General features: G+C 66.7%; 17 protein-coding genes. 9 read left to right on the forward strand and 8 right to left on the reverse strand.

Translation table 11 applies throughout. The features are described from left to right. Positions 1–11 precede the first annotated feature (11 nt). From AC5RT8_RS01735 to AC5RT8_RS01755, 5 genes are read right to left on the reverse strand one after another with little or no spacing between them, the layout of a single operon-like run. Entirely contained in the window at positions 12–941 is a 930-nt protein-coding gene (locus AC5RT8_RS01735; protein WP_494093975.1) for an MBL fold metallo-hydrolase, read from the reverse strand. 11 nt (positions 942–952) lie between these two features. Continuing rightward, positions 953–1894, reverse strand: a complete 942-nt coding sequence (locus tag AC5RT8_RS01740; protein WP_494093976.1) for an alpha/beta hydrolase — start codon at positions 1892–1894, stop codon at positions 953–955. A 53-nt stretch (positions 1895–1947) separates the two neighbouring features. After that, positions 1948–3069 (reverse strand): FAD-dependent oxidoreductase, encoded by a 1122-nt coding sequence (locus AC5RT8_RS01745; protein WP_494093977.1) that lies wholly within the window; start codon positions 3067–3069, stop codon positions 1948–1950. 59 nt (positions 3070–3128) lie between these two features. Continuing rightward, positions 3129–4082, reverse strand: coding sequence for a phosphotriesterase family protein (locus tag AC5RT8_RS01750; protein ID WP_494093978.1), 954 nt, complete (start codon positions 4080–4082; stop codon positions 3129–3131). Between the two features lie 53 nt (positions 4083–4135). Then, entirely contained in the window at positions 4136–5167 is a 1032-nt protein-coding gene (locus tag AC5RT8_RS01755; RefSeq protein WP_494093979.1) for a phosphotriesterase family protein, read from the reverse strand. Positions 5168–5441: 274 nt separating this feature from the next. On the opposite strand from AC5RT8_RS01755, the gene AC5RT8_RS01760 reads away from it, so the two are divergent. Genes AC5RT8_RS01760 through AC5RT8_RS01775 form a run of 4 tightly spaced genes read left to right on the forward strand, consistent with a single transcriptional unit; the run spans position 5442 to position 8623 of the window. Beyond that, positions 5442–6617 (forward strand): cytochrome P450, encoded by a 1176-nt coding sequence (locus AC5RT8_RS01760; protein WP_494093980.1) that lies wholly within the window; start codon positions 5442–5444, stop codon positions 6615–6617. Further along, the gene (locus AC5RT8_RS01765; protein WP_494093981.1) at positions 6614–6805 is read left to right on the forward strand and encodes a ferredoxin; all 192 of its coding nucleotides are present in this window, start codon (positions 6614–6616) and stop codon (positions 6803–6805) included. Before AC5RT8_RS01760 ends, AC5RT8_RS01765 begins: the two co-directional genes overlap by 4 nt. Before the next feature lie 2 nt (positions 6806–6807). Beyond that, positions 6808–7989 (forward strand): NAD(P)/FAD-dependent oxidoreductase, encoded by a 1182-nt coding sequence (locus tag AC5RT8_RS01770; RefSeq protein WP_494093982.1) that lies wholly within the window; start codon positions 6808–6810, stop codon positions 7987–7989. 19 nt (positions 7990–8008) lie between these two features. After that, entirely contained in the window at positions 8009–8623 is a 615-nt protein-coding gene (locus tag AC5RT8_RS01775) for a TetR/AcrR family transcriptional regulator (protein WP_494093983.1), read from the forward strand. Here AC5RT8_RS01775 and AC5RT8_RS01780 read toward each other — a convergent pair. Both AC5RT8_RS01780 and AC5RT8_RS01785 read right to left on the reverse strand, forming a co-directional pair. After that, positions 8620–9234: a malonic semialdehyde reductase gene (locus tag AC5RT8_RS01780; RefSeq protein WP_494093984.1), complete on the reverse strand. Its 615-nt coding sequence runs from the start codon at positions 9232–9234 to the stop codon at positions 8620–8622. The two genes, AC5RT8_RS01775 and AC5RT8_RS01780, sit on opposite strands and share 4 nt — an antisense overlap. A gap of 179 nt (positions 9235–9413) precedes the next feature. After that, the gene (locus AC5RT8_RS01785; protein ID WP_494093985.1) at positions 9414–9905 is read right to left on the reverse strand and encodes a CarD family transcriptional regulator; all 492 of its coding nucleotides are present in this window, start codon (positions 9903–9905) and stop codon (positions 9414–9416) included. 86 nt (positions 9906–9991) lie between these two features. Between AC5RT8_RS01785 and hrpB the strand changes: the two genes are divergently transcribed. After that, entirely contained in the window at positions 9992–12643 is a 2652-nt protein-coding gene (hrpB, locus tag AC5RT8_RS01790; protein ID WP_494093986.1) for an ATP-dependent helicase HrpB, read from the forward strand. A gap of 129 nt (positions 12644–12772) precedes the next feature. Then, the gene (locus AC5RT8_RS01795) at positions 12773–13798 is read left to right on the forward strand and encodes an FUSC family protein (RefSeq protein WP_494093987.1); all 1026 of its coding nucleotides are present in this window, start codon (positions 12773–12775) and stop codon (positions 13796–13798) included. On the opposite strand, the gene AC5RT8_RS01800 is transcribed toward AC5RT8_RS01795, so the two are convergent. Continuing rightward, positions 13779–14933 carry a cupin domain-containing protein gene (locus AC5RT8_RS01800; protein WP_494093988.1) on the reverse strand — a complete coding sequence of 385 codons (1155 nt, stop codon included), beginning with the start codon at positions 14931–14933 and terminating at the stop codon, positions 13779–13781. The genes AC5RT8_RS01795 and AC5RT8_RS01800 overlap by 20 nt on opposite strands. 402 nt (positions 14934–15335) lie before the next feature. Between AC5RT8_RS01800 and AC5RT8_RS01805 the strand changes: the two genes are divergently transcribed. The 3 genes from AC5RT8_RS01805 (at position 15336) to AC5RT8_RS01815 (ending at position 18906) form a co-directional block, all read left to right on the forward strand. Beyond that, on the forward strand, positions 15336–16916 hold the full coding sequence (locus AC5RT8_RS01805) for a Na+/H+ antiporter (protein WP_494093989.1): 1581 nt from the start codon (positions 15336–15338) through the stop codon (positions 16914–16916). A gap of 11 nt (positions 16917–16927) precedes the next feature. Further along, positions 16928–17254: a hypothetical protein gene (locus AC5RT8_RS01810; RefSeq protein WP_494093990.1), complete on the forward strand. Its 327-nt coding sequence runs from the start codon at positions 16928–16930 to the stop codon at positions 17252–17254. 155 nt (positions 17255–17409) lie between these two features. After that, on the forward strand, positions 17410–18906 hold the full coding sequence (locus AC5RT8_RS01815; RefSeq protein WP_494093991.1) for an MDR family MFS transporter: 1497 nt from the start codon (positions 17410–17412) through the stop codon (positions 18904–18906). Positions 18907–18929: the final 23 nt, after the last annotated feature.

Genomic DNA, 18929 nt, shown 5'->3' on the forward strand with positions numbered 1-18929 from the left:
TAGCTCCTCTGCTAAGCGTTGCCGAAGCGGGTGCGGTACCCGTGCAGCGTGGTGAAGAAAGGGGAGGGATCCAGCGTGGGATCGCCCTGGTAGTCGAGTTCCCCGGCCACCCGTGCGAACGGGGAGTACACCGAATCGGTTTCCTCGAGACCGTCCTGCAGATAGCCGCCGACGACGCCGCGGATCCGGGCCTCAATGTCCAGGCTTTCCTGGAGCGCCTCGTGTGCCTGGCGGTGGTCGAGTTCGACGCCGTAGGCCTCGCCGTCGCTCCGGCGGTAGGGGTGGCCGAGGTAAAGGCGTTCCGGACGGACGACGTCGCGCAGGTACTCCAGGCTGGAACGGTAGGCATCGGGGTCCTCGTAGCCGGGGAACCGGTTGGCTGCCCCGTGGATCTGGACGGCGTCGCCGACAAAAGCGGCGCCGTCCAGTTCATAGGCAACGGACCCGGGGGTGTGGCCCGGAACGTGGTGCACGGAGACGGTGACTTCCCCGCCGAGGGAGAGCTTCTCACCGCCGCGCACCAGCACGGACGGTTCCATTTCCCCCGATACGACCGCCTGTACCGACCGGGCCTGCGCCGCGGCGCCGTCGGGAGCGTTCAGGTACCTGCTGCGCCCGTTCACGTACTCCTCCACATGGGCTTGGCGGGAACGCAGCAGGTGGGCGTCGGCTTCATGGATGACAACCTTCGCCTTCCCGCCGGTCAGTTCCCACAGGGCCCCTGCCCCGCCGAGGTGGTCGATGTGGCCGTGGGTCAGCAGGATCCAGCGGACCTCGTCGATGCTCCGCCCCAGCTGCTCCAGTGCGGGGACCATCCCTTCCGCGGGAGAGGAACCGATGCCGGTGTCAATGATCGCCGGTTCCGGGGCGTCGATGAAGTAGCTGTAGAGGCCAAAGCGGCCCCAGGGGGAGACCAGCGGGTGCACCGTGGCTTTGCTCATGGGTGCCTCCCTCAGGCGGGGCGGTCGGACGGGGAGCCGTTCAGGAACTCGCCGGCTTCCCGGAAGGCCTGGTAGAACTCCGGCAGCCAGGAGAAGTTGGCGACGAAGCCGTGGTTGGCTCCCGCGTAACGGTGGACGGTGGCGTCCACTCCGGCGGCCGTGAGCCGCTGGCCGTACAGTTCGCCCTCATCGCGCAGCGGATCGTGTTCGGCCGTGAGGATGAGTGCCTTCGGCAGGCCGCTGAGGTCTTCGCGTTTGATGGGGGAGACGAGAGGGTCCGACGGGTCGGCGCCGTTGTCGAGGTAGAAGGCGTTGAAGGGCTTCAGCCCGGCGGTTTCCAGGCCGTACCCTTCGGCATTCTCCCGCAGCGAGCCGTAGCGGTCGACGTCGAAATCCAGGTCCAGCGACGGATAGAACAGGATCTGGTGCGTAATGCCGGTGAAGCCGTCCTCGCGTGCCATGGCGGTGACCGCCGCGGCGAAGTTCCCGCCGGAGCTGTCACCGGCCACGGCAAGGGTGCCGCCGTTCCAGTCCAGGGCCTGCCCCTGGCCGGCTGCCCAACGGACAACGGCATAGCTGTCCGCAAGTCCGGCGGGGAAAGCGGCTTCCGGTGCCAGCCGGTAGCCGACCGAGATGACCTTATGGCCTGTTTCCCTGGCCAGGGAGCGTGCCACGTGGTCGTGCGTGTCCAGGCTGCCCAGGAAGAACGCCCCGCCGTGGAAGTACACGATCAGGCCGTAGGACTCGGCCTCGGCCGGAGTGTAGATGCGCACCGGAATCTCGCCGGCGTCGGTGGAGGCAACGGTGTCCTCCACGGCGTGTACCGGGATCCGGTCCTCGAGCGGCGGTACCTGTGCGGCCTCGCCGACGCGCATGGCGGCCGGGTTCAGCGGCGAACCGTCCGGGGCGGGAATGCTGCTCAGTACCTTGGCGATTTCGGGGTGGATGGTCATGGGGGTGTCCTTGCTGTGTTGCGTCAGTGGGGAAGCTGGAGGGAAGTGCCGGGTTACTTCGCCGGGGTCTGCTCGGGGAAGGCCGTTTCCACAGATCCCGGGTTCCAGCCAAGGCGGGACAGGCGCTGCAGCTCGTCGGTTACCGGCTTTCGGATGCCCTGGTACAGGGCCAGTGCCTCTTTCACGGTGTCGGCCTGCAGCAGGGCGTCGGCGAGTCCACCAGCGTCCTGGATGGCCGAGTTTGCGCCCTGTCCCTGGTGGTGCAGCATGGCGTGCGCGGAGTCGCCCAGCAGTGCGACGCTGTCGGTGTGCCAGTTGTCCACCGGATCGATATCGAACACGGACCGGCTGGTGACCTGGCTGATATCCAGGTTCCGGGCAATGTCCACAATGCGTTCGTCGAAACCCTCGAGAAGGGAGACGAGGTAGTCATTGGTGATCACCGGCGCCCAGGATCCGTCGTCGGAACGGGTGGTGATGTCATAGGACAGCTGGTTGCGGTGGCGTAGCGGAAGGTTGTAGGCAATGGTGCCGTTGTCGCCCATGTAGAAGCGGGGGTTATCGTCCTCGACCCCCAGCCCGAAGGCTTCGTCCGCGGAGATGACGGCCCGGTAGGCGTGCTCCCCGGCAAAGATCGGCTCATGGTCGGAGAACAGTTCCTTGCGGACCAGTGAACGGATGCCGTCGGCGCCGATCACCAGGTCAGCGGTGACAGTGGTGCCGTTTTCAAACGTCAGGGACGCCGTCTCGCCGTCGTCCTTGATGGCGGTGAGCTTGTGCCCGATGTGCACCATCTCGGCGGGCAGGACGCCCAGGAGCGCGTCAATGAAGTCCCCCCGGTGGATGATGCGGGTGTGGTTGGGCACCTCGAAGTCATTGAGCTGGGGCCAGACCTCCTGTGCATAGACGCGCCGGCCGTCGGCGCTGAGGATTTCCAGGTAGTCGCTCGGAGAGCTCACAGCGGCGATCTCCTCGAAAATGCCCCAACGGCGGAACAGTTCAACCGTGATCGGTCGCAGGCCGATGCCGGCTCCGACCTGGCCCAGTGCCGGGGCCTGCTCGTAGACGTGGACGTTCGCGGCGCCGATGTTCCGCAGGGCGATGGCTGCGGCAGCTCCGCCGTAGCCGCCGCCGACAATGGCAATTTTCAGGTCTTTGAGTTCGGAAATCTGCATGGTGGTTTCGCTTTCTTGTATCCGGCGCGCCGATGCGCCGGGATATGGCGGAGGGGAGGTCAGGAGGAAATGGAGAGGAATCCGGCGGGGTTGTCGACAAAGAGCGTCTGGAGGGCGGCATCATCCATGCCGGCACTGCGCAGGTCGGGGATCAGGTCCTCGAAGATGTAGTTGACCGTGTGGCCCTTCACCCCGGGCCAGCCCAGGGGGCTGCAGTTGGCGTCGGCGGAAACCAGGAGCTGGTCCAGGTGCCCCTTTTCCACCAGGGACATAAAGTGGTCCAGCCGCTCCTTGCGGGGGCGGGCCCAGAAGGGCGGATCCGGAAGTTCGGTTTCGTAGCCGAAGGTGTCGAAGCCAATCCGGCCGCCCTGGCCCATGATCCATTCGCTGGGGGTGTTCTGCGCGTTCAGGCCGTCGTCGGCGTGCCCGAACAAGACGCGGTCCAGCGGCAGGGACTCTTCGGCGAAAATGTCGATGGCGGGCTGGGGGTCGATGGCCAGGTGGGTGAGGATCGGGACGCCGGTGGCTGCGGAGGCGCGGGCTGCGGCACGGTAGATGCGCTTGTCCAGCTCGGTCATGCGTCCGCCGCGGCTCACGCCCACCTTGATGACGCCGGCCTTGCTGCCAGTGGTGCCGATGCCGACGGTGATTTCGGAGATAAAGACTTCAGCCAGGTACTCCACGCTGGCCCGGGCGAAGTGCGGAAGCGCCGTATCTCCGCCTACGAAGCCGGTGCAGGCCACAATATGGACACCGGTCTTGGCGGAAAGGGATTTGTAGTAATCGACGTCGCGGCCGTTGCAGATGCCGGTGGCATCCACGAACGTTCCGCCGCCGTAGTCATGGAACTGCCGCAGCTTCGGCACCGTTTCCGCATACCGTTGCTCCGGGGTCTTCCACCAGGTGGAGTCCAGCTCGCTGCCCGGCATGCCGTAGCCGATGTGTTCGTGGACTGCCACGATGCCCAGCTCTTCAGCCGGAATAGTGCCCAGTACTGTATTTACCTTTGCCAACACCTACACCTCAAAAATAGAAACTCTTATGGTTTGTTCGCAGCCTCGAAGGGCTAGTGCACGGACAACAGGGACTGCGGATTGCCGGTCAGGAGCCGCTGTGCATCCTCGTCGCCGAGGCCGCTGGCCCGAAGCAGCGGCATGAACGTGGACAGGACGTAGCTGTACGGCATGTCGTAATCGGGCTGGCCCTTGGCCACGCCTAGTGCGTTGACGGAGAGGATGATCCGGTCCGCGTGGCCCGCCTGCACCAGTTCCATCACCAGCGCCGCGCGGGACTCATCGTCCAGGAAGGTCCCGTCTGCCGAACCGACGTGGTCAATGCCGACAAACGCGCCGCGGCCGGCCACCTCGAGGGCGGCACCCGCGGCGTCCCTGCGGTCCAGTCCGCCAACCAGCACGCGCTCCGCCGGAAGGCCTTCCGCCAGGACCAGGTCCAGTTCACGGACCGCGTCCGCGCCGAAGCGGATCGATACCGGGATGCCGGTCGCCAGGGAACTTCGTGCGGCGCCGCGGAACAGGCTTTCCTCCGTGGGGGTGATGCCGGTGCGGGCGGCGGCCGTGGTGACCAAGCCCGCGGCTCCGCGGCGTTCCACCCGGGGGACCACCATCCCGTCGGCAACCTCCTTCGAGAAGAGGTCAGCGAACCTGTCCGCGGGCCAGGGCGTGGGCGGGTTGGTCTGGGGAGTAAGGAAGTATCCGCCGAGCATTTCCTCCGGACCCATGCCGGTGGAGGCAATGATGTGCACGCCGGTTGCCCGTGACAGGGCTTCATACAGTGGAAGGTCCCGGCCGTGGAACATGCCCGTGCTGTCGACAACGGTCCCGCCGCCGTGTTCCTTGAAATCCGTGAGTTTTGCGGCAAGGATGTCGAAGATTTCGGCCCGGTCAATGCTGATATCCGGCGCATGCTCCGCGCCGGGCACTACGGAGAGCAGCGATTCGTGAACCGCGGCGACCCCCAGCTCTGTAATGGGTACGGGACCCAGGACGGTGTTGGCCATGGCTCCGGAGGCAGCCCCGGGGTGATGGGCGGCGGCGCCGGAGGATGTGGACGCGGCGTCGGCGCCTGCGAAGTGGCTCACTTGCCTCTCCTTTGAAGCTAGGGATTCCGCGTGAGCGATGTCACTCGGAGTTGATGTGAAGTGGCCAGCTTTCCACTTTGCTTTACACGCTGTCAAGTATTTTGCCCCGGTGTTGAAGTGCACCACTCTGCCCGCCAGGCGGACATCTGTGATTCTTGACACACTGTAAACCTTATGGTCACACTGTCTGAGAAATGCCGGCACCGACCCGCGGATGCCAGCGCGCAGCCACCGGCTCCATCGCAGACCACCCATCTACCGACAGGAGAGTGTCGTGAGGACACCACCCGCCGAATCCACTATTGACCTCTGGGACGATGACGTCCTTACCGATCCGTTTCCCGCGTATTCGGCCCTGCGCGAGCAGGCCGGGGTGGTGTACCTGCCCGCGAACAACGTCTACGTCCTGACAAGGTATGACCTGATCCGCGATGCGCTTGCAGATCCGGAAACCTTTTCCTCCACGTCCATAGGCTTCAATCCGATGGTGAACGAGGCGCTCGAAGGCACCTCGCTGGCTTCGGACCCCCCGCTGCACACCCAGCTGAGGGCCACGCTCTCGCAGAACCTCACGCCCCGGGCTCTGCGCGGCCTGAAAGTAGTCATTGACGAAAAGGCGGACAAGCTGGTGGCCGAGCTGGCCGCCACCGGAAGCTTCGAAGCCGTGGATTCCCTGGCCCGCGCCTTCCCCCTGGAAATCGTTGCCGATCTGATCGGTTTCAACGGACAGGTAAAGGACAACATGCTTCGCTGGGGACAGGCCGCCATGCAGGTGCTGGGACCGCTGAACCAGCGCACACAGGAGAGCTTTCCCATTGCCGGCGAGCTGTACGAATGGTGCTCTTCGGTGACTGCCGAAGACCTGACACCCGGTTCGATAGGCCGCGGCATCTTCGATGCGGAATCCCGCGGGGACATTCCCAAGGGGTACGCCGGAAATATCATCCACCAGTACCTCGGCGCCGGCGTGGATACGACCATCGCCTCCATCGGCAACATTGTGGCCCTCTTTGGCCGGAACCCGGAGCAGTTCGCCCTCGTGCGGGAGAATCCGGACCTGGTGCCGTCGGCCTTTGCCGAAGTGCTCCGCTACTGGCCTCCCATCCACGTCTGGGGGCGGCGGGCAACGCGGGACGTCGACGTCGACGGCGTAACTCTTCCTGAGGGCGCGCAGGTCGGCATTCTCTTCGGAGCGGGCAACCGCGACCCGCGGCACTATGACACCCCGGATTCCTTTGACGTGACCCGTAACCCGGTGGACCACCTGTCCTTCGGGTATGGACCCCACGGCTGTGCAGGGCAGGGGCTGGCCCGGTTGGAAGGACACGCCATCGTTGCTGCCCTGGCCCGCCGGGCGGAGGTCCTGACAGTGGACTCGGAGGCACGGATTCCGAGCAACATGACCCGCAGCCTGGAAAAACTGCAGGTAAGAATCGAGGAGGCAGCATGAAAATCGAACTGGACCGACCACGCTGTGAAGGCCACGGACTCTGCGAAGAGGTGGCCCCGGAACTGATGCACCTGGATGACGACGGTGAACTCGTCATCGATGTGCCCGAAGTGGACGAGGGAGATGCGGGAACGGCGCGGGCCGCGGTCCGGATCTGTCCCGTAGCGGCACTGCGGCTGGCCTCGTGAGCATGCGCCGCATCGTCGTCGTCGGCAACGGTATTGCCGGACTGACGGCCTGCGATTCCCTTCGCTCGGCGGGGTATGACGGCGAGCTGACGGTAGTGGGTGCCGAAGTGCACAGTCCCTACAGCCGTCCGGCGCTGTCGAAGGCACTGCTGCACGGTGAGGGCGGCAGCACTGCCCACGAGTTGGCGGACCCTACGCATGGAGCCACCGAATTGAGAGGTGTCAGGGCGGCGGGCCTGGATCCGGAGATGCAGGTTGTCCGGCTGGCAGGGGGAGGAACACTGCCGTACGACGGGCTGGTGATCGCGTCCGGATCCCGGGCACGGCGGCTTACCCCGGAGGCCGAGGCAGGTATGCCCGCGCAGGAACTGACCCTGCGCACCCTGGAAGACGCCGTTGCCCTCAAAGAGCGCATAGCCACCCGTCCGTCGGTCCTGGTGATCGGCGGCGGCGCGCTTGGCATGGAAGTGGCGTCAGGGTGCCTGCAAGCCGGCTGCCAGGTCACCCTCGTCTCTGACGGTCCGCCGCTTATGCGCCAGCTCGGCTCCTACCTGTCGGGGATTTTTTCTGCCGCGGCAACCCGCCGGGGCCTGCGGTTTGCCCCCGGCGGCAAGGCAACGGTTGTGTCGACGGGCACCGGGACACGTGTAGTGCTGGCAGACGGCACGGTCCTGGAAGCGGAACTCGTGGTGACGGCCATAGGCGACGTGCCGAACACGGACTGGCTGGTCGGATCCGGGCTCCTGTCTGCCGACGGCATGCTGCACGCCGATTCACGGGGGCGGGTACGGTCGAATGTCGTTGCCGCAGGTGATGTTGCCTGCTTCCCCACGCGCCGGGGTATGGCAAGGATCCCGCTCTGGACCAGCGCCATTGACCAGGCAAAAACCGCCGCCCTGGGGTTGCTCCGCGGCGATGATTCCCCTGAACTCGATTTCGAACCGTATTTCTGGACGGAAGGATTTGGCGTGTCCCTCAAATCGGTCGGATTCACACCCCTGTCCGGGCTGCCGGAGTACTGCGAAGCAGGCGCCGGGGAACACTCACAGCTCCTGCGATGGGCTCATCCGGACGGCTCCGGGACATCCGTAGCGGTCAACTACCGTATCCCGATCCCCAAGCTGCGGCGCCTTGCCCGCACCGGCCCCGGTGCACCCCGGCTTCAGGCGCCGGCGGTGCTTTGACCGCTGTTAGGGTGGAGCCATGTCCTCGCTCCGTGAAGCCCAGAAACAACTGACGAGGGACCGCATTGTCGACTGCGCCCTGGAGCTTTTTACGACCAAGGGATACGCGGCAACAACTATCGACGAAATTGCCGGAGCCGCCGGGACTACCCGCGTGACGTTCTACGCCTACTACCCGTCGCGTACCGATCTCATGAAGGACTTCATGGGCCGCGTCAACGCGGTCCTGGAGCGTGCTACCGGGCCGGACAGCACGTCCACTGCCGCGGACCTCATTGATGTGGTCCGTGACGGCGAGTTGTCCGGGATCCTGGCCTGGCTTGAATCAAGGGCCGCTCTGTGGCCGGTGTTCCGGCCTTATCTTGATGTCCTGGACGAAGCGGCGGTCGCAGATCCTGAAATCCGTAAAATCATGGATGCATGGCACGAGGAGGTCATCTCCGACATCGTGACCGGAATGCAGCTGGCCGGACGCTACACCGAAGAGACCCGCCATATCCGCGGAACGCTTGCCTTCACGCAGCTGGATTACGTCGCAACCCTGTGGACGCGCCGGAAGTTCGAACCGAACCGGGAGCACGCCCTCGAGGTGCTCGCCGACAGCTGGCACCACCTGCTCTGTGGGGGAGCCTAGAGTTCCGTGGTCGCCGTCGCGTAATCCAGCCGAGGCAGCCGCGGGTGGCGCGGCTCGTCGGCAGGAACGCCGATGTTGACGACGAGGAAGGACTGCAGGTTTCGGCCTGCATGCAGGTCGGCGTCCAGCCCCGCGGCGTCGAAACCGCCCATCGGTCCCGCGGCCATGCCCAGTGCACGTACTGCCAGGAGGAAGTATCCGGCCTGCAGATGCGCATTGTCATTGCCCATCACGGCGCTCAGTTCCGGGTTGGCGGCGAAGACTGCACCGTGCTGCGGAGCCGGCGGGAAAACAGTGGGGAAGTGCTGAGGCCACGTGCGGTCGAAGCTCAGGACTGCAACCATTGGCGCCGCAGCAGTCTTGGCCTTGTTGCCTTCTGCCATGTGCTGCACCAGCCGTTGCCGAGCCGCGGCAGAACGCACCCAGGTGATCCGCAGCGGCTGGATGTTCATCGCCGTCGGGCCCATCTTGGTCAAGTCGTAGATGGATTGAAGTTGCTCGTCCGTGACAGTATCCGTAGTGAATTCCGAGACCGTGCGTGCGTCACGGAAGAGGAGGCCGAGGGCTGCGGCATCGATGGCGGGGATGGACTCCAGAGTGCCGTCGTTCATACGCAGCACACCTCCTTGGGGTAACGGTTCGTGTCTCCAGACACTTGACGCTTCAAGTAAACCCGAAGGTATGCGGAACGGGGGCAGCGCCGGTAGTGATGTCGCTCACACCCATGCGTGCCGGGCAGCAGGAAACGGCACGTCCCGCAGGACATGCCGTTCGGTAACGGACCCGACGCCTAGGCGACGGCGGTGGACGGACGCCACACGGCGTCCAGTTTCTCCCCGGCCTCCCCTTCAGAGAGCCCGAGCGACAGGGAGATCTCCGTCAGCAGCGGCCGCCGGGCATGCCGGAGCATTTCGCGTTCCGCCTGCGAGAGACCGCGGTCCACCTCGCGCAGCATGAGGTTGCGGACCACGGCGGCAATCACCATCGGGTCGCCGGTGGCCAGCTTCTCGGTGTTGTCTTTGTAGCGGCGGGACCACTGTGGGTCCTCTTCGTCGGCGGGTGCGCGAAGGATGCCAAATAACGTGTCGAGCCCGGTGCGGTCCAGGACCGGACGGAGGCCGACGTGGTCCACCTGGTCCACGGGCACCCAGACCATCAGGTGGGAGGACTGGACTTCCAGGACAATGCAGTCCTTCTGCATGCGGGGATGTGTTTGGAACGAGCTGACGACGGCGGGACCATGATGGGGATGGACCAGAACCTGGCCTTTGGAAAAGGGCAACTGCTACCTCCAAGGACGTGGAAGGGCAGGGGCGGTGACGAGACTCTTAACATTTTACCGCGTCCCGGCCAAGGCAGAATGGAGAGGTGACTTCTCCGTCCTCCACGCACCCGACCGACCCGCCCTTCGACATCGCAAGCATCGGTAACGGTTTGGTTTTTGCCGAGTCGGTACCGCACCTTGCCGCGGTTCTCGGCGGTCCAGCAGGCGGCGGTTCGGCGAGGGGTGGTACGGCAGGCGGCGGCACCGCCGTCGTGCAGGCCCCGCCGGGAACCGGAAAGACCACCTTGGTCCCGCCGCTCGTGGCAAACGTCCTCGCCGCAGGAGGAACGCCTCCGCGGGTGGTGGTCACCCAGCCGCGCCGCGTGGCCGTCCGCTCGGCTGCCCGCAGGCTGGCAGCGCTGGACGGCACCGCCCTTGGGGAACGGATCGGCTACACGGTCCGGGGTGAGAGCCGCACCGGTGACCGGACCCTGGTGGAATTCGTGACCCCGGGCATCCTGCTCCGCCGCCTCCTGGCGGACCCGGGACTGGAAGGAACATCCGCAGTCATTCTGGACGAGGTCCACGAACGCGGATTGGAAACAGACCTGCTGCTGGGCATGCTGACCGAAGTCCGCCAGCTGCGCGAAGACCTGGTCCTGGTGGCGATGTCCGCCACCCTGGACGCACCGCGATTCGCCGAGCTGATCGGAGGGCCCGACCGCGGCGGGCCGGCTCCCGTGATCGGCTGCCCGTCAGCGCTTCATTCGTTGACAACCGTGTGGGCACCCCCGCCGGTGCCGCGGTTCGACGATCGCGGTGTGACCCGGGGATTCCTGGACCATGTCGCGGACACGGCCCTGGCAGCACAGTCGCGTGCCGTTGCAGCCGACCCGGACATAGATGCCCTGGTGTTTGTTCCCGGCGCGCGCGAGGTGTCCGCCGTTGCAGCCCGGCTGCGTTCGCGGATTCCGGCCGGAACGGAAGTACTGGAGCTGCACGGGCAGATCGGCCCGGCGGAGCAGGACCGGGCAGTTTCCGGCCGCGCCCCGGGCGAGCCCTCCCGGATCATTGTGTCCACGTCGCTGGCCGAATCCTCTCTGACGGTCCCCGGTGTTCGGCTGGTGATCGACTCAGGGCTGGCCCGCGAACCCCGCCGGGACGCCATGCGGGGAATGTCCGGACTGGTCACCGTCTCGTGTTCCCGTGCCTCCGCGGAACAGCGGGCGGGCCGCGCCGCCCGCCAGGGACCGGGGACGGTGGTGCGCTGCTACGACGACAGGGCATACGGCGCCGCCCCGGCACACCAGACGCCGGAAATAGCCGTGGCCGACCTCACCTCGGCAGCGTTGGTGCTGGCCTGCTGGGGTGCTCCGGCCGGGGAGGGGCTGTCCCTGCCGGATGCGCCGCCGCCGGCGGCCATGGCGGCGGCCGTCGAGGTACTGCGCGGGCTCGGCGCCGTGGACGGCAAAGGACTGGCGACGGCGCGGGGCAAGACGCTTGCGCGCGTCCCCGCGGACCCGCGGTTGGCCCGGGCCCTCCTGGACGGCGCAGGGGCAGTGGGCGCCCGGACCGCAGCCGAGGTGGTTGCCGTCCTCTCGGGCGACACCCGCGCCCCGGGTGCGGACCTTGCCCGGCAGCTCACCGGACTGCGGAACGGACGCGATCCGAGGGAGCGCCGCTGGTCCTCCGACGCCAGGCGGCTCGAGCAGCTGGCCCGCCGGGAGGCGGTACGGCCTTCGTCCCCGAAGGTTCCGGAAACGGACGCCCTCGGGTATGTCATTGCCCTGGCGTTCCCGGACCGCATTGCACGGCGGGTTCCCGGATCCGGCCCCGAGCGTTATCTGCTCGCCTCGGGAACCCGAGCCGGACTGCCGTCGGGCAGCCCGCTGACCGGAGCGGACTGGCTGGCCGTTGCCGAAGTCACCCGGGCGGAGGGCCGCGATGCCGCCGGCACCGGTGCCGTAATCCGCGCCGCAGCACCGCTGGGCCTGGCGACGGCGGAGGCTGCCGCCGAACATCTCCTGACAAACACCGTGGAGGCGGAGTTCGCCTCCGGCCGGGTGTCCGCCAGACGGGAACGCCGGCTGGGCGCCATCCTGCTTGGCTCCACCCCGGTGCGTCCCTCCGACGAGGAGGCGCGTGCCGCCGTCGCCCGCGCCCTGACGGCTCAGGGCCTGGAACTGATCGGCTTCTCCGCAGCAGCCGATGCCCTGCGCCGCCGCCTGGCCCTGCTCCACAGGGAACTGGGGGAACCGTGGCCGGATGTCAGTGAGACGGCCCTGCTGGGCAGGCTCTCGGAGTGGCTCGGTCCTGAACTGGACGCACTGGCCCGCGGGGCCTCCGCCGGAAGTATCGACCTCACCGATCCGCTGCGGCGGCTGCTGCCCTGGCCGGAGGCATCCCGGCTGGGCAGTCTTGCCCCGGAGCGGCTCGAGGTGCCCAGCGGCTCCCGGGTCCGCATTGACTACCCGCCGGCGGACGACGACGGCGGCCGGCCCGTGGTTGCGGTCAAGCTCCAGGAGTGCTTTGGCTGGGCGGAAACGCCCCGGCTGGTGGATGGCAGGGTGCCGGTGCTGTTCCATCTATTGTCGCCGGCCGGCCGGCCCCTGGCTGTTACCGATGACCTGGCGTCTTTCTGGTCCGGCACCTACGCGCAGGTCCGGGCGGAAATGCGCGGGCGGTACCCCAAGCACCCGTGGCCCGAAGATCCGTGGTCCGCGAAGGCCACTGCCCGGACGAAGGCCCGCATGTAGCTGTCCAGGTGCAACCCTTCGGTGGGAGGACGGTCACACGGAAAGCTGCGGGGCGCCGTCGTACATGCGTTCTAGGCTGGAACTGCGGCCATTTGGTTCTACCGCCGCAGTGAGAGGTCTGTTTCACCTGTGCAGCACGTTGTCCGTACTTTCCTCACCGTTCCCTCCGGGCGCGGCCACCGGGTACCTGCCGTTCGGGTGGCGCTGGGCGTGTTCGTGCCGCTGCTGGTCCTGATCCTGCTTGGACGCACCGACCTGACCATGTGTGCCGTCTTCGGCTCGTTGACCGGGGTCTTCGGCCGCGCGGAGGTGCACTGGCGGAGGCTGCAGCACCAGTCGATGTCGGGATTCCTGATGGTGCTGACGGTGGTGGCCGGGGTCTTCCTGTCACTCTCCGCCGCGCAACCCTGGACGGTTGTCGCCGCGGGAACAGCGGTGGCCGGCGTGACTGCCATGGCCGCCGGCTACTTCAGGGTCCGGCCGGCCGGCCCTTTTACCTATATCTTTGCGTTTACCAGCACGGCTGCGGCTCCCTTCCAGGGACATCTGTGGGAAGCGGCGCTGACCGTGCTGGGCAGTGCGCTGTTGGCCGTCGCACTGGGGTTCGCCGGGCGGTTCCATGCCCGGCTGCATACGCCGCGGGGCCTGCCGCCCTATGTGCCGCCGTCGTGGGGGAGGATCCTGCGCCACTCCGGCCGGTACGTGCTGGCAGTCGCCGCCGCCGGCTCCGTGTCGGCGGGACTGGGGCTCGGACACGGTTACTGGGCAATGCTTGGAGCCTGCGCCCCCATCGCCGCCGCGGATGCTGCAAAGGCGATGGTGCGTGCCGTCCACTTTGTCCTGGGCACCTACGCCGGTGTGCTGGTCTCGGCGGCGCTTCTCCAGATTGCGTGGTCCCCGGTCCAGCTCGCGGTGCTGCTGGCCCTGCTGCAGTTGGGCGGAGAGATTTACGTGGTGCGCCACTACGGCCTTGCCATGGTGTTCCTGACACCGGTGGCGCTGCTGATGACAGGCTTCATGGCCAGCCAACCGGTGCTGGAGCTGGCGGTGGACCGGGCCGTGGACATAACCATCGGGGTGCTGGCCGCAGTGGCGGTCATAGCCGCCACTACCGATGCCGGGAGGCGACGGGCGGTCAGCTCCTCGATGCGATGAAGAGCTGGGCGGACCCCTGGACCGTTGCCACGGTCGGCTCGCCAAGGTAGAGCATGCTGGCGCCCTGCTCGAGATTGGTGCTCACATCACCTACCGTGATCCGGGCATCACCCAGGGCGGCAAGCACCACGGTGAAACGTTCCAGGGGGACAGACGCGGCCGCGTCGTCGACCACAACCCGGCGCAGGCCCAGATCCTCGCTCCACAGCGGAATGCTTTCCTGGAACTCGTCCACGCGCACAACCGGCAAAGGCGCCGGGCCGGGTTGCCCGGCCGCCAGTATCTGCTGCAGCTCGGCAACGTCCACGTATCCCTTGGTCAGCCCCGCCTTCAGGGCATTTTCCGAAATGCTCATGACCACCATGGCCTGCCCGGACAGATACGTATGGAGACAGCCGGCAGGGGTAACCATGGCCTGTCCGGGTTCCAACTCGATGAGGTTCATGCAGACGGCAAGCAGGATCCCGCGGTCGCCGGGGAAAAGCTGTTCCAACCGCCGCACCACCGCAACCGTTTGGGCGGCCAATCCGTCCGGCTCCGTGGCTGCCGCGGCAGCGGTGCTCGTTTCCCGGAGCGCCCGCGCCACCTCGGACGAGTTCATGCGAAGGACGGCATGCGCGGGTGTCTCATGGTGGAAAGTCAGCACGGTCCGGAGCCAGGGCAGGTCGAGTTCGGCCGATATGGCGCGCAGTTCCTCCGGGCTGCGCAGTCCGGACAGGACCCGCAGCCGGGTCAGGGCAACAACCACCTCGAACTTGGCGTACCGGTCCTTATAGTTCCGGTTACCGGCACTCAGCGGCACCCCCCGGGTCTGTTCCCGTACGTAGCCGGCCAGCGCCTGGTCCGGCTGTGGGTGCAGCAGGATCGGCGGCGGAATGTCTGCGTCCCGGACATGCATCCGGAACGGCACCGGGCGGGCGGGCAACGCATCCGGGCCGGAAAACTTCTCCGGATGCGCGGCCATGAGCCGTTCCAGGGCTCCGGGCAGATCGTCGGGATCCCAGGTGATGACGGCGCCGGTTGCCGCCGCAGCCTCCTGCCGGTCCGGATATCCGTGTGCCGGAGCAGCAGGAAGATCAGCAGCCGCCGAGGCGGAACCTCGGACTTCCGTGACCCGGCCGTAAATGGCAGTCATGGGAGCAGCGCCTCCTTCCGGAGGTCAGAAGGGATCAATGCTGCAAGGTGGGAGGAGGCTGGCTTCAACTCGGTTCACCAAGGTTCTGCGCTTTATCGCTGACGGCCGCCGGAGCGGATTCCAGGGACGCATGAAAAGATTTCCGTTCGATTTTACCGGTTTTCGGGTGCGGCGCGAAGCTTCAGCGGCGTTCGCTTTCCCATGATTTCAGCCACCCAGGAAAGTGTCCCCGGCCACCTCGGGCAGGCGGGACGTGCCGCGCCGGGGGGAGCAGAAATCTCCGGCCCTCGATGCACTCAATGCAATAATTAACGAAATACTTACGAATCGAAGAAGTAGGTGCGGACATGGAATACCCGGCACAATCGGTCCCCGGCAAGCTTTGCGCGGACGGTTGAGGCCGTGGATTTCCTGATACTCCTCGTCTTACTGCTGTTCGGGACCGTACTGGCCGCCGGTGTGGGTGAACGCATCCGGTTGCCGTATCCCGTGCTGATGCTCGTTTTCTCCGCCCTGATCGCGTTCCTGCCGATCATCCCGGAAGTGCACATCAACCCGGAGCTGATCCTTCCCCTGTTCCTGCCGCCGCTGCTGTTCGCCGCGGCGCAGCGCAGCTCCTGGTCCGTCTTCCGGCTGCGCTGGCGCTCACTGGTGCTGCTGGCCGTGGCTTTGGTGGCCGTCACTGTGGCTGTGGTGGCCGGTGTTTCCTGGGCCATGGTGCCGGCCCTTGGCCTGCCCGCCGCCATTGCCCTGGGAGCCATTGTTGCCCCGCCCGATCCGGTGGCCGTGGAAGCTGTCGCCGGGAAGGTCCGGATGCCCCGGCGGCTCATCACCGTCCTGCAGACCGAGGGCCTGTTCAACGACGCCATCGCCATTGTCATTTTCCAGGCAGCCGTGGCGGCGAGTACCAGCGGGGGACACGTGGGGTGGGACGTGGTGCCGGACTTCCTCATCGCAGCTGCCGGCGCGGTGCTGCTGGGCCTGGCCATGGCCTGGGTGGTGGGCAGCGTCAACCGGTTCGTACCGAACCTGGTGGCGCGCTCGGCATCCACGCTTGTTGCCCCCTTCGCGGTGTATCTGCTTGCCGAAGAGGTGCACTTCTCCGGGGTCGTCGCCGTCGTCGTTACCGCCCTGGAGCTGGGCCGGCGTGCCCGCCCGCAGGACTCCGAGGAACGCCTGACCCGCACGGCCTTCTGGGACGTGGTGGAGCTGCTGACCACGGGAGCCGCGTTCGGCCTGGTGGGCATCGAGATGCGCTACATCATCGAGGACGAGGGTGCGCAGCTGCTGACGTTCATCCCCGGCATCCTGGCCGTCTGTGCCGCGGTGCTGCTGGTCCGGTTCCTCTGGATGATGGCTATCTACCGGATGGGAGGCACGGAAAAGAACCATGTGCCGGGTTCGCTGAAGGAGGTCCTTGTCCTGTCCTGGTGCGGCATGCGCGGACTGGCGACCCTTGCCCTTGCCCTGGCCCTGCCGGGCACCACGCTGGCGGGGGAGCCGCTGCCGGGACGCAACTTCGTGGTGGCCTGCGCCTGCGCTGTGTTGGTGGTCACCCTGGTGATCCCCGGATTGACCCTTCCGTGGCTGATGCGCGTCCTGAAGCTGCCCAACGACTCGAAAGAAGCGGACCGGATGGAACGCGAACTCGCGCTCCGGGCCGAGCGGGTGGCCGTGGAGACGATGAAGCGGTCGGCTGCCATCGCGCAGCTGCCGCCGGACCGCCGGGCGGCACTGGCCAAGCGGATGGCCTCCCTGCACTCCATGCTGGAGAGTGACGAAGAGGACGAATCGCAGAAGATGCTGGACCGGAAGGCGACCCTGGAGATCATGGACGCGGTCCAGCGCGAGGCCCTGGACGCGGCGCGGCGGGAAGTCCTCGATGCCCGCCGGCAGCGCGGCATGGATCCGGAGGCCGTGGACCGGGTGCTGCGCCGCCTGGATCTGCGCACCGTCACCATGGACCGACCGGAACGGCACTAGACTTCCTCGACATGGGCAAGAACGTGGAATCCTGGCCGCATCTCGGTGTCGCCTGGCTGGTGCAGTCCGCCGCGGCCGCCGTGCTGGCCGTCGCCGTCGTCGTGCTGCAGCTCTGGATCTTTCCCGAAACCGTCCAGGCGGTGGTGCTGCTGGCCCTGATCCTGGCGTCGGCGGTCATGCTGCTGGTGTCCGCCCCGCTTTTCTTCGACTGGATCCGAGGCCGGTTCCGGCGCAGCTGGGTGGTGCTGGTTCTCTCTGCTGCCGCCGCCATCGCGGGCGGGTGCGCGATGGTGGTGCTTTTCGTGCTGGGGTTTGGACTGCTGGTCACCGGGTTCTGACGTTCGGCGGCTTTCTGCGGTGGGCGAATATCGGGAACACTTGATCCTTCAACCACGTAGGATGGCAGGCCGGGCCCGTTGAAGTGCCGTCCGTCCCCGCGCCCCTGCGTATCCGCTGCGGCGCACCCACGCACCATGAATAGGATTTTTCCTCCTTGAGTACCGACCCCTCCGCACCACCTGTCTCCGCCGGGTCCTCCCCGCGCGCCGCGACGGCCCCCCAGGACAAGCTCGATCCCCGGACCAAGACCGTCATCGGCCTGCTGCTCGTGTCCTCCTTCGTGGTCATCCTGAACGAAACGATCATGAGCGTGGCGCTGCCCCGGCTCATGGCCGACCTCGAGATCACTGCCGGCACCGCCCAGTGGCTCACCACCGGCTTCATGCTCACCATGGCCGTGGTCATTCCCGCCACCGGCTTCCTGCTGCAGCGCTTCACCATGCGCGGCCTGTTCCTGACGGCTATGTCCCTGTTCAGCGCGGGAACCCTGCTGGCCGCGCTGGCGCCGGGTTTCGGCACCCTGCTGGGCGGCCGCATCATCCAGGCCGGCGGTACGGCCATCATGCTGCCGCTGCTCATGACCACCGTGCTGAATGCCGTTCCGGCGCACCGGCGCGGCCAGATGATGGGCACCATTTCCATCGTCATCGCAGTCGCTCCGGCCATCGGCCCCACGGTCTCCGGCATCATCCTCAACGCGCTGGACTGGCGCTGGATGTTCTGGCTCGTCCTTCCCATCGCCCTGCTGTCGCTGGGCCTGGGCGCAATGAAGGTGCAGAACCTGACCGAGACCAAGCGCGTGCCGCTGGACGCGTTTTCCATTGTGCTCTCCACCTTTGCCTTCGGCGGGCTGATCTTCGGCCTCAGCAGCATCGGCGAAGCGGCCCAGGGCAAGGAACTGATGCCGCTGTGGATCCCGCTCACTGTCGGTGCGCTGGCCATGGCCGGATTCATCCTGCGCCAGCTGGTGCTCCAGCGCTCCGACCGGGCGCTGATGGACCTGCGCACCTTCACCAGCAGGCCCTTCGTGGTGGCCATCATCATGGTCCTGGTGTCCATGATGGCGTTGTTCGGCTGCCTGATCATCCTGCCGCTGTACCTGCAGAACGTCCTCGGTCTGGACACGCTCCACACCGGTCTCCTGCTGCTGCCCGGCGGTGTGATCCAGGCGATCATCTCACCGATTGTCGGCCGCCTGTTTGACCGGGTGGGTCCCCGCCCGCTGGTGGTTCCCGGTGCAGTGGTGCTCAGCGCAGCGCTGTGGGGGATGACCCTGCTGTCCGAGGACAGCCCGGTCGGCCTCGTTATCGGCCTGCACTGCCTGCTGAACGTGGGCCTGGGCTTCATCTTCACCCCGCTCTTCACCTCCGCGCTGGGTTCGCTGGACAAGTCCCTGTACTCCCACGGCAGCGCCATCATCAACACGCTGCAGCAGCTTGCCGGTGCCGCCGGCACGGCTGTCTTCATCACGCTGATGACCACCGGTACGACGTCGGCCCTGGCAGACGGCGCGTCTGCGGTCTCTGCAGCCGCGTCGGGTGTGCACACGGCGTTCTTCTGGGGCGCAGTGGTCTCCCTTGTCGCGCTGGCGGCGTCGTTCTTCGTGCGCCGGCCCACCAACGAGCTGCCCGAAGGCACGGTCATCCACTAAGGATGTTCCCAAGCGACAGGGAC

This window comes from Arthrobacter sp. Ms25 (assembly GCF_059090365.1).